This is a genomic window from Priestia sp. TRM10 (genome assembly GCF_057808375.1).
Map to the genome: position 1 here is coordinate 161,578 of NZ_JBJZOT010000011.1, position 15,204 is coordinate 176,781.

Below are 15,204 nucleotides of genomic sequence, written 5' to 3' on the forward strand. Positions count from 1 at the left end.
TGAAATGCTATGTGAGAGGTGTTTTTTTATGAGAAAATGTTTCTTTATAAGTATTGTTTTATGTTTTCTATTATTACCTATAGATGTATATAGCCAAGCTTTTGAAAAACCTCCTTCAATTGACAATGCCCTTTCTCAGAAATTACAAAAGACTATTATTGTAGTAAAGAAGGGACATCTTCAAGAAGCTGTAAGAAATGTAAAGACACATTATCCGAATGTAAAAATAAGGAACATGTATCATCATGTTTTTGAAGGTTTTTCAGTAGAAGGGCTTGGTATAGATCTTCAAGCAATCAAGAAAGAAAAGTGGACAGAACAGTTATTTGGAGTAACTTATTATCAGCAAACAATGAATGAGAGTGTTCCATTTATTGGTGGAGATGAAGTGAGAGGGATCTTTGACAAAGAAAATAAGCGTTTGACAGGTAAAGGTGTAAAAATCGGAATTATTGATACAGGTATTAACATGCTTCATCGCGACCTTCAACATTCATACAAAGGAGGCTACGACTTCGTTGATGTTGATGAATACCCAATGGAAACGGTGGAAAAGCAAGGACCTCCTACTTATCATGGAACACATGTAGCAGGAATTATCGGTGCAAACGGTAAAATGAAAGGTGTAGCTCCAGAAGCTGATATTTATATGTACAGAGCATTAGGACCAGGTGGGATGGGAAGTTCAGAGCAAGTTATTCTAGCAATAGAAAAAGCAATTGAAGAAAAAATGGACGTGTTAAATCTTTCTTTAGGAAACGAGATTAATGGTCCTGATTGGCCCACAAGTCTAGCTGTAAATGAAGCTGTTCGCCAAGGTGTCGTAGTTGTAGCTGCAAATGGTAACTCAGGTCCTGATTTATGGACCGTCGGTGCTCCAGCAACCGCTTCTGAGGCTATTTCAGTTGGTGCTTCAGCTCCTCCATTAAAGCTGCCTTATCTTGAAGTGAACAGAAAGAAGGTTGCGCTTCAAAAACTACAAGGATCGCCAAATTGGAATTTAGAACAAAGTTATGAAATTGTAGCAGGGGGTTATGGACAAAAGAACGAATTAGAAGATGCAAGAGGAAAAGTAGTTCTTGTAAAAAGAGGGAAAATATCATTTACAGAAAAAGCGCTTAATGCTGAAAAAGCTGGAGCAAAAGGAGTTCTTATTTCAAACAATGAGGGGGAGAGGGGGGTATTTTCTGGTGCTCTTCAATCTGAGCTCAGAATACCCATCGCAGCAATTAGTCATAATGATGGAAAAGAGCTTCTTGCAAAGAAAAAAGATAACCGCCTTTATGGAGTAACTCAATATGAAGAGATTCAAGACAAGATAGCTCCATTTAGCTCTAGAGGTCCTGTTACAACAACATGGGAAATTAAGCCAGACGTATTAGCTCCAGGAATGGAGATTAATAGTACAGCATTGAAAGATTATATGTCTCTTCATGGTACAAGTATGGCTGCACCACATGTGGCAGGAGCGTGTGCTCTTATTTTACAAGCTCATCCAACCTGGTCTCCAAACCAAGTGAAAGCGGCTCTTATGAATACAGCAATATCGCTTCAAGATGATAAAAAAAGAAACTTACCTGCTTATGTTCAAGGATCAGGGCGCATTGACTTAAAAAGAGCCATTGAACAAACGTTATTTGTCACTCCATCTTTATCACTTGGAATTATTCATGAAACCAAAAAGGTTGAAACAACGAAAAAGGCTGCTCTCACAGTTGAAAATATAAGTGAAGAACCTAAGAGACTTAGCTTACAGTTTCCAAAACGCGAAGGAATTCGTTGGGAGGCACCTTTATTTATAGATGTTCTTCCACGTGAAAAAAAAGAAATTATAGTAAAGGCTATTATTGAAAACTCAAAGCTTAAAAAAGGTCTTCATGATGGACTTGTGTCTATAAAAGATTCTAATCGTGAAGTTCATCTTCCATATCTCTTTATTGTAGGAGAACCTAGCTATCCTAAAGTTATGGGATTTCAATTCTCACGAGTTAAAAGTGACGATCTTTATCAATATGAGCTTTTCTTACCTGAAGGAGCAGATAAGTTAGGGATAGCTCTTTATGAAAAAGATACATTAAGATTTGTTCAATATGTTGATGTTCATGAAAATATTGGAAGAGGAAGATTTACCTCTGTTGTTGAACGTTCATTACTTCCTGTGAAAGGGGAGTATAAAGCAGTCATTTTTGTGTATAAAAATGCAAAGCAGCAAACTTTTGAAGGTGAAATAAAAATAGAATGAATAGTAAACAAACCTAAATGTTAAGCATATTAACATCTAGGTTTGTTTGTGAGAAAATATGACGAAAATGTGTACAAAAGCGAAGTTTTGGATGAATAAAGATGTTTTTCACTTTAAACACATTGACATGAATATAGTCGTATTGTATGCTAACAGGGGATATGAATGGTAAGGTTTTCACACCCTAAAAAAAGTTGTAGTATCAATGTTTTTCCTCATAAAATCAACCAATTTATAAAGCCTTGTTTTTTACAATCAGTAACAAATTTTTCCTCTCAAACCCAACTCTTAAACATCAAAATTTCAAGAAATTATTAAAAGAATTTTAAAAATATTAAAAAAATGGGGGAGGGAAACTAGGTGATGAAAGATGGACCTCATCAGTTGCTTAAAGCAATGTCTTTGATGACAACCATTGTTTCACAACTAGCAGGCTTTCCATTGATTGGTATGTTTGTTGGAGGCTTTCTTGATCGAAAGTTTGGGACAGATCCCCTTTGGCTTATAGTAGGTATACTGCTTGGAATTGCCCTTGGGATTTATGTGATGCTTTACTCAATTAAGTACTTTTTCTCAGGAGACTAATGCCTATGTCAGACATTCAAAATCTATTTATAAGGTTAAGAGGGTACATGTTTTCCATTCTAGCTCTGTTTGCCGTTGGCTGGGGAGTTACACCTTATAAAACCATCTTTCTTAGTTTGATTATGGGTGCAGCTTTTAGCTTTTACATGCTTTGGACAATGGTAAGAGGTCAGCAAAAATTAGCTAGGGCGCTGAAAGAAGGAAAAAAGCTTAAATCACTTGGTACCTTTACACGCTTTGCGATAGCATTACTTGCTGTCATTATCGCAGTAGAGTATCCGGAGCTATTTGATCCCATTGTAGTATTGATTGGCTTAATGACAGTTTATATTGTCATTGTCATAGATTATCTTATTCAAATTTTACGTAATAAATAATGGGAAGAGAGGTGAGCAAAATTGGATCATAAAGCGCCTATACATGAATTCTTTGGACTTTCTTTCAATTTGAGTAATGTCTTAATGATTACAGTAGCTTCGATCATTGTATTCATCATTGCAGTTCTTGGTGCAAGGACATTGGCTATGAAACCTACAGGAATGCAGAACTTCGTAGAATGGATCATAGACTTTGTAAAAGGAATCATTGGCAGTAATATGGACTGGAAGACAGGAGGACGTTTTCTATTCCTAGGTGCGACCTTATTAATGTATATCTTTGTTTCTAATATGCTAGGATTACCGTTTGCTGTAGTTGTAGATCACACGCTTTGGTGGAAATCACCAACAGCAGATCCAGGAATTGCCCTAACGTTAGCAGCAATGGTTGTCGTACTAACTCATTACTACGGCATCAAAATGAAGGGAGTAGGAGAGTACGGACGCGACTATTTCCGTCCATTGCCATTATTGTTCCCATTAAAAATCATTGAAGAATTTGCCAATACATTAACGTTAGGTCTTCGTCTTTACGGTAACATTTTTGCCGGAGAGATATTATTAGGGCTTTTAGCAGGCCTTTCGGCAAGTGGAGTTTTTGGAATCCTTGGAGGAGCTATCCCGATGCTATTATGGCAAGGATTTAGTTTGTTCGTAGGAACAATTCAAGCATTTATTTTCACTATGTTAACAATGGTTTATATGGCTCATAAAGTCACAAAAGACCATTAAAAGTTATATAAATTAACTACATTAATACATAAATTAAAGGAGGAGCTTTTAAATGAATTTAATAGCAGCTGCAATTGCAATTGGCTTAGGTGCACTTGGTGCAGGGATTGGTAACGGATTAATCGTTTCACGTACAGTAGAAGGTGTTGCTCGTCAACCAGAAGCACAAGGTAAACTACAAACAATCATGTTTATCGGGGTTGCCCTTGTTGAAGCATTACCGATTATCGCTGTAGTAATGGCATTCATTTTCCAAGGTCAAGGTTAATAACAAGAATCTTACAAGGATGAACATGGCGAAGATCATTCTCTACGAACCTTCGCCTTTCCTTTATTCACAAACTATTTTTTCTTTATAATACATTAAAAAAACGGTAACCCTCTGAAAGGAGTGAGCATCGCGATGTCTGTTCTAAATCCAGATTCACTTATGTTAGGAGCGGCTGGTGGAGGCTTTCTAGTTGGAGATATGCTTTTCCAACTTGTTATGTTTATTATCCTACTAGTGCTTTTAAAGATATTTGCATGGAAGCCTATTATGGGTATTATGAAAAAGCGTGAGCAATATATTGCGGATGAAATTGATCAAGCAGAACAAAGCAATGCTGAGGCTAGAAAACTAGCTGAAGAACAACGCGAAATTCTAAAAAATTCTCGTCAAGAGATTCAAACAATGATGGAAGAAGCGCGTAAAACAGCAGATGAGAAAAAAGAAGAAATCATCGCTGCTGCAAGAAATGAAGCACAGCGTTTGAAAGAATCTGCGAAAAGAGAAATCGAGCTTGAAAAAGAGCAAGCAATGGATTCTGTACGCGAGCAAGTTGCCTCTCTATCTGTTTTAATTGCTTCTAAAGTTATTGAAAAAGAACTTTCTGAAGATGATCAGGAACAATTAATCAAACAATATATTAATGAAGTAGGGCGAGCGTAATGAGTAACGGAGTAGTTGCAAGACGTTACGGAGTGGCCTTGTTTCAATTAGCAAAAGAGCAACATATTTTAGATGAGGCAAGCAAACAGCTTGAAATCATTAAAAATGTGTTTAATGAAAATCCGCAATTTCTTGAAATTTTAACACATCCTAAGATTAATAGACAGAAAAAGAAGGCGTTGATGGAAGAAACGTTTTCTACATGTCTTCCACCAGTTCAGCACGCGCTTTTATTACTTTTAGATCGTCACCGCATTGCTATTGTGACTGAAGTGATTGATCATTTCCTTGAACTATATGATGAGGAAAAGAGCGTGGCAAAAGCGCTGGTTTACTCTGCAAAAGCGCTAAGCGAAGATGAGAAATCGTCGCTTTCCAATACTTTTTCTAAGAAAGTAAACAAGAAGTCTTTACATATTGAAAACATTGTTGACCCAAGTCTTATTGGTGGTGTAAAGCTTCGAATTGGCAATCGTATATATGATGGCAGTGTGAAAGGACGCCTAGACCGTGTCCGTAGCACGCTTACAAAGAGATCGTAGATAGGGGTGAAACACATGAGCATTAAAGCTGAAGAAATTAGTGCACTGATAAAAAAGCAAATTGAAAACTATCAGTCAGATGTTCAAGTTCATGACGTGGGAACAGTAATCCAGGTCGGAGATGGTATTGCTCGTGTTCATGGCTTAGATGGTGTTATGGCTGGAGAGCTTGTGGAATTCTCAAACGGTGTTATGGGATTAGCACAAAACTTAGAAACAAATAACGTAGGTATTGTTATTTTAGGGCCTTATACAGACATCCGTGAAGGTGATGAGGTTCGCCGTACAGGAAGAATTATGGAAGTACCAGTTGGTGAAGAGCTAATTGGTCGTGTCGTAAACCCGCTTGGGCAACCAGTTGATGGAGCTGGTCCAATTGGAGCAACGAAAACTCGTCCAATAGAGAGCCAAGCACCAGGTGTTATGGATCGTAAATCAGTTCATGAACCATTGCAAACTGGAATTAAAGCAATCGATGCTCTTGTTCCAATCGGTCGTGGTCAGCGTGAGTTAATCATTGGTGACCGTCAAACAGGTAAAACATCTGTTGCAATCGATACAATCTTAAACCAAAAAGACGAAGATATGATTTGTATCTACGTTGCTATTGGACAGAAAGAATCTACAGTACGTAATGTAGTAGAAACGCTTCGTAAAAAAGGAGCTCTTGATTACACAATTGTTGTGACAGCATCTGCTTCACAGCCTGCACCATTGCTATTCTTAGCCCCATATGCAGGTGTAACAATGGGTGAAGAGTTTATGTACAATGGAAAACATGTTCTAGTTGTATATGATGACTTAACAAAACAAGCATCAGCATATCGTGAACTTTCATTATTATTACGTCGTCCTCCAGGTCGTGAGGCATATCCTGGTGATGTATTCTACTTACACTCTCGTTTGCTTGAGCGTGCAGCGAAGCTTTCAGATGCAAAAGGAGCAGGTTCTCTTACAGCTCTTCCATTCATCGAAACACAAGCTGGTGATGTTTCAGCATACATTCCAACAAACGTAATTTCGATTACAGATGGACAGATTTTCTTACAATCAGACTTGTTCTTCTCGGGCGTACGTCCAGCGATCAATGCAGGTCTTTCTGTATCTCGTGTTGGAGGATCTGCTCAAATTAAAGCAATGAAAAAAGTAGCCGGAACGCTTCGTCTTGACTTAGCTTCTTTCCGTGAACTAGAGTCATTCGCACAGTTTGGTTCAGACCTTGATAAAGCAACACAAGCAAAGCTTAATCGTGGACAGCGAACTGTTGAAGTATTGAAACAAGGATTAAACAAACCTTTAACAGTTGATAAGCAAGTTGCGATTCTTTATGCATTAACTCGTGGTTTCCTTGATGATATCCCTGTAGTTGATATTCAACGCTTTGAAGAAGAATATCTTACATGGTTAGAAAAGAACAAGAGCGATATGATGAATTCTATCCGTGCGACAGGAAATTTACCTGAAGACGAAGAGTTCAAAGGTGCAATCGCAGAATTTAAAACGAAGTTCGTTGTATCAGAAGAATAAAAAGGGAAGTTTAAAGAGCTTTCCTCTTTAAACTTCAACGTGACTTTTTGAAAAAAAGGTGGTGAGACCTTTGGCATCTTTACGTGATATTCAGTCTCGAATTAATTCGACGAAGAAAACAAGCCAAATTACGAAAGCAATGGAGATGGTTTCAGCCTCCAAGCTAAATCGAGCTGAGACAAATGCAAAGTCTTTTAACCCGTATATGGATAAAATCCAAGATGTTGTTGCAAGTATTGCGAGCGGAAGCCGTAACGCTACACATCCTATGTTAAAGTCTCGTGAAGTTAAACGTACAGGCTACGTTGTCATTACATCTGATCGTGGTTTAGCAGGTGCTTATAACAGCAGCATTCTTCGTACGGTTTATAATAAAATTAAGCAAAATCATCAGTCTCCAAACGAATATGGCGTTATTGTCGTTGGACGCGTTGGTCGAGACTTTTTCAAAAAGCGTGAAGTTCCAATCATGCTTGAAGTTATTGGTCTGTCTGATCAACCGAGTTTTTCAGATATTAAAGACCTTGCATCTCAAACAGTAAACATGTTTGGTGACGAGACGTTTGATGAAATTCATTTATTCTACAACCATTTTGTAAGTGCTATTCAGCAAGAAGTAACAGAGAAGCAGCTTCTTCCTCTAACAGATATTGGAGCAGAGAGCAAGTCTCTTAACCTTACATCTTATGAGTTTGAACCTTCTCAAGAAGAAATTTTAGAAGTGTTACTTCCTCAATATGCAGAAAGCCTTATCTATGGAGCTTTATTAGATGGAAAAGCAAGTGAACATGCTGCACGTATGACAGCAATGAAAAATGCGACAGATAATGCAAAAGATCTTATTAGCTCGCTTACACTTGTTTATAACCGTGCTCGACAAGCAGCAATTACACAAGAAATCACTGAAATTGTCGGTGGAGCAGCGGCACTTGAATAGAAATTTACATTAAACAAAGGAATTTTACATACTATTCCTTGTTTTAGACTGATAAATGTACGTTAGGAGGGAACATGATGACAAAAGGACGCGTTACTCAAGTTCTGGGTCCAGTTGTAGACGTGAAATTTGAAAGTGGACACCTTCCAGAAATCTATAACGCGCTTCACATTGTTCGTGAAGCAAATAATGAAAATAATGTGAGTATTGATCTTACACTAGAAGTTGCTCTTCACTTAGGGGACGACACAGTTCGCGCTGTAGCAATGTCATCAACAGATGGTATTGTTCGTGGTATGGAAGTGGAAGATAAAGGAGCTCCAATCTCTGTTCCAGTAGGGGATGTTACATTAGGACGCGTATTTAACGTTCTTGGAGAGAAGATTGATCTTGATCCAGATCTTCCTGCAGATATTCAGCGTGATCCAATTCACCGTCAAGCACCAACATTTGAGAATTTATCAACAGAAGTTGAGATTCTTGAAACAGGTATTAAAGTTATCGATTTATTAGCACCATACATTAAAGGTGGAAAAATTGGGCTGTTTGGAGGAGCGGGTGTTGGTAAAACCGTTCTAATTCAGGAGCTTATCAATAACATCGCTCAAGAGCATGGCGGTATCTCAGTATTCGCAGGTGTTGGAGAGCGTACACGTGAAGGTAATGACCTTTATTATGAAATGAAAGACTCTGGAGTTATCAATAAGACAGCTATGGTATTCGGTCAAATGAACGAACCACCTGGTGCTCGTCAACGTGTAGCACTAACAGGTCTTACAATGGCGGAGCATTTCCGTGATGAGCAAGGTCAAGACGTACTTCTTTTCATTGATAACATTTTCCGCTTTACACAAGCAGGTGGTGAGGTATCTGCCCTTCTAGGACGTATGCCTTCAGCCGTAGGTTATCAGCCGACTCTTGCAACAGAGATGGGTCAATTACAAGAGCGTATTACATCAACAAACGTTGGTTCTGTTACATCAATCCAAGCAATCTACGTTCCTGCCGATGACTATACAGATCCAGCACCAGCAACAACATTTGCTCACTTAGATGCAACAACAAACCTTGAGCGTAAGTTATCAGAGATGGGTATCTATCCAGCGGTAGATCCGCTTGCTTCAACTTCTCGTGCGCTTTCACCTGAATATGTAGGTGAAGAACATTACAATATTGCACGTCAAGTTCAGCAAACTCTACAGCGTTATAAAGAGCTTCAAGATATCATTGCAATTTTAGGAATGGATGAGCTTTCAGAAGAAGATAAACTAACAGTACACCGTGCACGTCGTATTCAATTCTTCTTGTCTCAAAATTTCCACGTTGCTGAACAGTTTACAGGTCAGAAAGGTTCATATGTTCCTGTAAAAGAAACTGTTAAAGGATTTGGAGAACTTCTTGCTGGTAAGTATGATGATCTTCCAGAAGATGCTTTCCGTCTAGTTGGACGCATTGAAGAAGTAGTTGAAAAAGCAAAAGAAATGCAACAAGCATAATGATAGGGACCTAGGAGGGTGTTAGATGAAGACGATGAATGTCAGTGTGGTAACTCCTGATGGCCCGGTATATAGTGAAGATGTAGAAATGGTCATTGCCAAAACACAGGGCGGTGAGCTAGGTGTTTTGCCAGGTCATATTCCGATGGTCTCACCGTTGAAAATCGGAGCTGTAAAACTTAACACGCCAAGTGGAACAGACTTTATCGCAGTAAGCGGCGGTTTTCTAGAAGTAAGATCGGATCAGGTGACAATTTTAGCACAGGCAGCAGAGGCAGCAGGTGCCATCGATATCAAACGTGCGGAAGAGGCTAAGCAACGTGCAGAAGAGCGACTAGCTAACAAGCAAGCTGACCTTGATGTTCAGCGTGCTGAACTTGCCCTCAGACGTGCTTTAAATCGTATTAAAGTAGGTAGCCGTAACGTTTAACATAAAAAAACCTCTAGGGAACGAACGTAGAAACCCTAGAGGTTTTTTTAGCTATATTTATTAACAATTCAAGCATGCAAAAACAATAGGATTTAAAAGGAATGATAAAATATGTTACAAGCAATTGGTCAACAAGCATTAGTTGGGATGTTTTCACATCTTATCTTTCTTGTTGTAACATGGTGGGCTCTTCAAGCTCTTTCCATTGATAAGATGATTAGAGCTAATCGTGTTGTGCAAGCACGACTTTTATTAATGCTTCTTACAATTGCCATCGGCACAAGCGTTAGCAACTTTTTTCTGGACTTTTTGTCATGGTCCCAATCGTTGCCATCACTTTTCTTCTAATATTGTTCTGACAGAATGTTTCTTCTTTTTATAGTGACATATAGTTAGACAATCTCCTCTGAATTCTGTCGATTTTTTTCACGTATGAGACATTATCATTTGGAAAAAATGAGAGATAAGGAGAAGGGGGAGAAATTGGATGTTAAAATTTAAAAATAGTGTCTTTTTAGCTATTTTCATTCTAGCTATATTCCTATATCATGGTAATTACGTGAGTTTTGCTTTTGGGGAAAAATACCCAATTGAAGAGCTTGCTCATGGGGTGCATAAATCAGAAGGAACGGTTACAGAATGGTCAATTTATAATCGAGAGAAAATTGATGTAACAACAAAAGCGGCTTTTGAGAGCAAAGCGGCTTTATTAAAAAAGAAGTATGCCCATTTTCAGTGGTCGATTCAAAAGGATAAAGAGGTTTGGAAAGCTGTTGGGGTAGGGAAAGAGAAAAAGTATGGAATTAATGAAAAAATTCAGCTGCTAATGACCCTCAAAAAAGAACATCATCAATCGTATATTATATATGATGTCAAAGGGAAGCAGTGGAGTCAGGAAGTCTGGTCTTATTTTAATCCATATTTAACAAAGAAGAACGAAGAATTATTTACAGGAAATTTCGAAAGTTTTGCTTGTATTAGAGGGCACTTCAATGATAATATTAAAGGTGTTTTGTCTTTAGGCTCTCAGAAACTATTGAAATCATTTAAAGCAGATTCTGTCGAAGAGCTTAGTGAAGAAGCATTTGTTTCAGTAACAGCATATACTGAAATGTGGGAAGACGTTCTTCTGACACAAGACCAACAAAGAATGAACTTACAAATAGCAATAAGAAATCAAGGAATGGGCGAAAAGACGACCTTTGTCGTTGGCACACCCATTATTACGTCTGAATATTAATATATAGAAAATGGACGCGGAGGGGAATACCTTGGAAAAAATCATCGTCCGCGGCGGAAAACAGTTGAACGGCACAGTAAAAGTTGAAGGTGCAAAAAATGCTGTGTTGCCTGTTATCGCTGCAACTTTATTAGCTAGTGATGGAAAAACTATTCTGAATGATGTACCTGCTCTCTCCGATGTATTTACAATTAGCGAAGTTTTACGCTACTTGAACGCAAAAGTAGAGATTAACGGTAATGAAGTAGTTGTAGATGCATCACAAGAACTTAAAACAGATGCGCCTTTTGAATATGTACGTAAGATGCGTGCTTCTGTGCTTGTTATGGGTCCTTTATTGGCTCGTAATGGAAAAGCAAGTGTAGCTTTACCTGGAGGCTGTGCGATTGGTTCAAGACCAATTGATCAGCATCTTAAAGGCTTTGAAGCAATGGGTGCAAAAGTACAGGTAGGAAATGGCTTCATTGAAGCTCATGTTGACGGAAGACTAAAGGGAGCTAAAATTTATTTAGACTTCCCAAGCGTAGGTGCTACTGAAAACATTATGATGGCTGCAGCTCTTGCAGACGGTACAACAACGCTTGAAAATTGTGCTAAAGAACCTGAAATTGTTGACTTAGCTAACTTTATTAATGCTATGGGAGGCAAAATCAGAGGAGCTGGCACTGGTACAATGCGTATTGAGGGCGTTCCTACATTATATGGCGCTCAACATACGATTATTCCTGATCGTATTGAAGCAGGTACATTTATGGTAGCTGCAGCAATTACAGGAGGAAACGTCCTTGTAAGAGGAGCTGTTATGGAGCATTTAAGCTCTCTAGTAGCGAAGATGGAAGAAATGGGTGTAACCATTACTGAAGAAGGCGATGGCTTACGCATTATTGGTCCAGAAAAACTAACTCCAGTTGACATTAAGACAATGCCACATCCGGGCTTCCCAACGGATATGCAATCACAAATGATGTCATTGCTTCTTCAAGCATCTGGTACAGGTATGATTACAGAAACCGTTTTTGAAAATCGTTTCATGCATGTGGAAGAGTTCCGTCGCATGAATGCTGATATTAAAATTGAGGGGCGTTCAGTTATTATTAACGGACCTTCTAAATTGCAAGGAGCAGAAGTCGCTGCAACAGATTTACGTGCAGCAGCAGCTCTAATCCTTGCTGGTCTTGTAGCAGAAGGCTATACGCGTGTTACAGAGCTTAAGCATCTTGATCGTGGTTATGTGAATTTCCATGGCAAATTACTTGCCCTTGGAGCAGACATTGAACGCGTGAACGATGAAGCTGTAAAACCAGAAGTTTCTAAAGTAACAGATATAAACGTTTAATTTATAAAAAGGTGGCTTTTAAAAGCCACCTTTTTTTTATGGTTTCTTCAGTCATAAAAGGTTGTCCACTCCCATAAAAATGAACATAGATGATTAAATTTTAAGAGAGTGGAGGCTATACGCGTTCATGAAACGTTACAAACCCCTTTTTATCACAGCAGCAGTTCTATTTACGGTCGTCTTAATCATTCCTGCTCTTCTAGTTGTTCCTTTTGGAGAAAAGGCTAGTGAAGAGAGTATGGAAAGTGTCCAACCTCCCAAAAAGGAAACAGAAAGTGCTAGTGCCAAAAAGAAACAGAACGCAACAGCTGTTAAAGTGGCGGTATACAGAACAGAAACTAAAGAAATCGAGAAGCTTCCGCTTGAAGAGTACCTAGTTGGTGTTGTTGCTGCAGAAATGCCCGCAGAGTTCGAAGAAGAAGCTTTGAAAGCTCAAGCTCTGGCAGCTCGTACTTATATTGTAAAACATTTAACATCAGGCTCTTCTAACCTTCCAGGTAAAGCAAATGTTACGGATACTGTTCAAGATCAGGTTTATCACAATAGAAAAGAACTAAAGAAACTCTGGAAAGGTAACTACGAAGAAAAAATTCAAAAGATTGAAGAAGCTGTTGAAGAGACGACAGGAGAAATCTTAACGTATAATGGTGATCCAATTGAGGCAACCTTCTTTTCAACAAGTAATGGTTATACGGATAATTCAGAAGAATATTGGCCGAATTCAATTCCATACTTGAAAAGTGTTGAAAGTCCTTGGGATAAGAAATCACCAAAGTTTACGGCAAAGAAAGTCATATCAGTTGAGCAGTTTGAAAAAAGTTTAGATGTTACTCTTGGAGATGGGGAACAGATAGGGCAAATTATATCAACTACTCCTGGTAAACGAGTAGAAAAAGTGAAATTTGATAACAAAACACTAACTGGTAAAGACGTACGTACAAAATTAGAATTAGCTTCAACCGATTTCTCATTTGAAAGGCATGGGAACGAGATTACCATTAACACAAAAGGGAACGGTCACGGCATTGGAATGAGTCAATATGGGGCAAATGGAATGGCAGAGGAAGGAAAAGATTATCAAGATATTGTCCATCACTATTATCAAGATGTCTCTATTTCCTCCTATGATCAAGAGTTGAATAGTTTAATGGCCAAGAAATAAAAGCTTAGAAAAGAGCATACTTTCTAAGCTTTTTTCTTATTTTCTGCATAATTTAACGTTTTTAGCAAAAAATAAGTGGAAAAAATTCTTTTTGTGTATATAATGCCTTGTTTTTGTTCAGAATGGTTGCTGAGGTGATAACATATGAGAGACGAAGAAAAAAATCGCGTTTCACAACCATCAAAATTCAAGAAGTTTTTTAGAAAACGTTGGGTATATCCGGCTGTTTACTTATTCAGTGCAGCAATCATTCTTACAGCAGTTCTTTGGTTCCAAGGAAACAGCAATGATCAAGCTAATGACAAAAATAATGACCAAACTGTATATGACGGAAGTCAAGATGCTGTAGAAGTAAATTCAAGTGTTGAGGAAATTGCAAAACCTTTTGCAAATGAAGAAAAAATGGTTGTAAAGACAGAGTTTTATGACCACAGTGCAAAACCGGAGGAACAAGAAGAAGCAATTGTTTTCTACAACAATCAGTACCATCAGAATACAGGTGTTGATTATGCACGTGAAGATGGAAAAAGTTTTAAAGTAACAGCAGCAGCAAGTGGTACGGTAACAAGAGCAGAAAAAGATCCTCTTTTAGGCTATGTTGTTGAAGTTGAGCATGCTGATGGTGTTGTAACACATTATCAATCACTACAAGATGTGAAAGTGGAAGCTGGAGACACTGTAAAGCAAGGACAGGCACTTGCAAAAGCAGGACAAAGTCTATTTAATAAAGAAGCTGAAACACATGTGCATTTTGAAGTGCGCAAAGATAATAACGTTGTAAATCCAAATGAGTATTTTGGAAAAACAGTTGGTTCTGTAAAAGCAAGTGAAGAAGCTCCTGTAGAAGAAGAGCAAGCTGATGATCAGAAAGAAGATGAGAAGCAAGAAAACTCTTCAGATGAGCAAGACAAGCAGGAAGAATCTTCTTCAGATCAAGCAAGTGCAAAATTAAATGCGTAACAAGTGAAAGAAAGGGCTAGACTTCTAGCTCTTTCTTTTTTTACGACAAAATTCTCAAATAATGAAAATTGACCCAATTTCTGTTGAAAAGTCACTGACTCTGTCAAAAAGCTCATTCCCCAAAATAAAAAGTAGAAAAATATTCATAAATTGTTGTCCCTATTGACTTTTTGTTGCATATATCTTCATCCAAGCTAATACACTGTTACAAACCTAACAAAGAGAATGTTTGAGGTGAGAAACTATATATCCTACCTTATCCTCTATTATCTTCTTTTTAAATCATGAACAAGCTGAAACAGAACTTTGTATACAACTCTCATCTTACGCTTCTCACATCCAATTTGGGGAGGGCGAGTGGTGTGCACGATTACATCAAAGAGAGAACAATCAAGATTGGCAAGTATATTGTGGAAACAAAGAAAACAGTTAGAGTGATTGCAAGAGAATTTGGAGTTTCCAAAAGTACAGTCCATAAAGATTTAACTGAGCGACTTCCAGAGATCAATCCTGATTTAGCTAACGAAGTGAAGGAGATTTTAGATTATCATAAATCAATTCGTCACTTACGAGGTGGAGAAGCCACTAAGTTAAAATACAGGAAAGAAGAACTTCAAGAACCTGTTAAATAATTTGTAGAGATGGTTGTTTTGTTAGGTCTAAGAAGATAAAAAACAGGCGATTACTCTAATTTTTAAAAGGGTATC

17 protein-coding genes are annotated in these 15,204 nt (G+C 38.1%); all 17 read left to right on the plus strand.

The features are described from left to right. The first annotated feature begins 28 nt into the window (after positions 1-28). The 17 genes from ACK3CR_RS09185 to spoIIID all read left to right on the plus strand — a co-directional run bounded on the left by ACK3CR_RS09185 (position 29) and on the right by spoIIID (position 15,129). The gene (locus tag ACK3CR_RS09185; RefSeq protein WP_488975272.1) at positions 29-2,242 is read left to right on the plus strand and encodes a S8 family serine peptidase; all 2,214 of its coding nucleotides are present in this window, start codon (positions 29-31) and stop codon (positions 2,240-2,242) included. Between the two features lie 363 nt (positions 2,243-2,605). Then, entirely contained in the window at positions 2,606-2,827 is a 222-nt protein-coding gene (locus ACK3CR_RS09190; RefSeq protein ID WP_026009747.1) for an AtpZ/AtpI family protein, read from the plus strand. 5 nt (positions 2,828-2,832) lie between these two features. Continuing rightward, positions 2,833-3,204 (plus strand): ATP synthase subunit I, encoded by a 372-nt coding sequence (locus tag ACK3CR_RS09195; RefSeq protein ID WP_243516352.1) that lies wholly within the window; start codon positions 2,833-2,835, stop codon positions 3,202-3,204. Positions 3,205-3,225: 21 nt separating this feature from the next. Then, positions 3,226-3,936 carry a F0F1 ATP synthase subunit A gene (atpB, locus tag ACK3CR_RS09200; RefSeq protein ID WP_243516353.1) on the plus strand — a complete coding sequence of 237 codons (711 nt, stop codon included), beginning with the start codon at positions 3,226-3,228 and terminating at the stop codon, positions 3,934-3,936. 52 nt (positions 3,937-3,988) lie between these two features. Further along, a complete protein-coding gene (gene atpE / locus ACK3CR_RS09205) occupies positions 3,989-4,204 on the plus strand; it encodes a F0F1 ATP synthase subunit C (RefSeq protein WP_019394803.1) in 216 nt (71 codons plus the stop codon). A gap of 135 nt (positions 4,205-4,339) precedes the next feature. Then, a complete protein-coding gene (atpF, locus tag ACK3CR_RS09210; protein ID WP_061804793.1) occupies positions 4,340-4,867 on the plus strand; it encodes a F0F1 ATP synthase subunit B in 528 nt (175 codons plus the stop codon). Then, complete coding sequence (locus ACK3CR_RS09215; protein ID WP_243516355.1) at positions 4,867-5,409, plus strand: F0F1 ATP synthase subunit delta; 543 nt, start codon at positions 4,867-4,869, stop codon at positions 5,407-5,409. The genes atpF and ACK3CR_RS09215 overlap by 1 nt, the downstream gene beginning before the upstream one ends. Before the next feature lie 15 nt (positions 5,410-5,424). Continuing rightward, the gene (gene atpA, locus ACK3CR_RS09220) at positions 5,425-6,936 is read left to right on the plus strand and encodes a F0F1 ATP synthase subunit alpha (protein ID WP_243516363.1); all 1,512 of its coding nucleotides are present in this window, start codon (positions 5,425-5,427) and stop codon (positions 6,934-6,936) included. Positions 6,937-7,006: 70 nt separating this feature from the next. Next, positions 7,007-7,873 (plus strand): F0F1 ATP synthase subunit gamma, encoded by an 867-nt coding sequence (locus ACK3CR_RS09225; RefSeq protein ID WP_019394807.1) that lies wholly within the window; start codon positions 7,007-7,009, stop codon positions 7,871-7,873. Between the two features lie 77 nt (positions 7,874-7,950). Then, complete coding sequence (gene atpD, locus ACK3CR_RS09230) at positions 7,951-9,369, plus strand: F0F1 ATP synthase subunit beta (RefSeq protein ID WP_019394808.1); 1,419 nt, start codon at positions 7,951-7,953, stop codon at positions 9,367-9,369. A 25-nt stretch (positions 9,370-9,394) separates the two neighbouring features. After that, positions 9,395-9,799 (plus strand): F0F1 ATP synthase subunit epsilon, encoded by a 405-nt coding sequence (locus tag ACK3CR_RS09235; RefSeq protein ID WP_243516365.1) that lies wholly within the window; start codon positions 9,395-9,397, stop codon positions 9,797-9,799. A 111-nt stretch (positions 9,800-9,910) separates the two neighbouring features. Then, positions 9,911-10,147: a DUF1146 family protein gene (locus tag ACK3CR_RS09240; protein ID WP_019394810.1), complete on the plus strand. Its 237-nt coding sequence runs from the start codon at positions 9,911-9,913 to the stop codon at positions 10,145-10,147. 139 nt (positions 10,148-10,286) lie between these two features. Beyond that, a complete protein-coding gene (locus tag ACK3CR_RS09245; protein ID WP_243516366.1) occupies positions 10,287-11,039 on the plus strand; it encodes a YwmB family TATA-box binding protein in 753 nt (250 codons plus the stop codon). Positions 11,040-11,070: 31 nt separating this feature from the next. Then, the gene (gene murA / locus ACK3CR_RS09250) at positions 11,071-12,375 is read left to right on the plus strand and encodes a UDP-N-acetylglucosamine 1-carboxyvinyltransferase (RefSeq protein ID WP_488975273.1); all 1,305 of its coding nucleotides are present in this window, start codon (positions 11,071-11,073) and stop codon (positions 12,373-12,375) included. 127 nt (positions 12,376-12,502) lie between these two features. Further along, entirely contained in the window at positions 12,503-13,537 is a 1,035-nt protein-coding gene (spoIID, locus tag ACK3CR_RS09255) for a stage II sporulation protein D (protein ID WP_488975274.1), read from the plus strand. Positions 13,538-13,681: 144 nt separating this feature from the next. After that, positions 13,682-14,497 carry a stage II sporulation protein SpoIIQ gene (gene spoIIQ, locus ACK3CR_RS09260; RefSeq protein WP_488975275.1) on the plus strand — a complete coding sequence of 272 codons (816 nt, stop codon included), beginning with the start codon at positions 13,682-13,684 and terminating at the stop codon, positions 14,495-14,497. Positions 14,498-14,859: 362 nt separating this feature from the next. After that, complete coding sequence (gene spoIIID / locus ACK3CR_RS09265; protein WP_019394815.1) at positions 14,860-15,129, plus strand: sporulation transcriptional regulator SpoIIID; 270 nt, start codon at positions 14,860-14,862, stop codon at positions 15,127-15,129. The last annotated feature ends 75 nt before the right edge of the window (positions 15,130-15,204 follow it).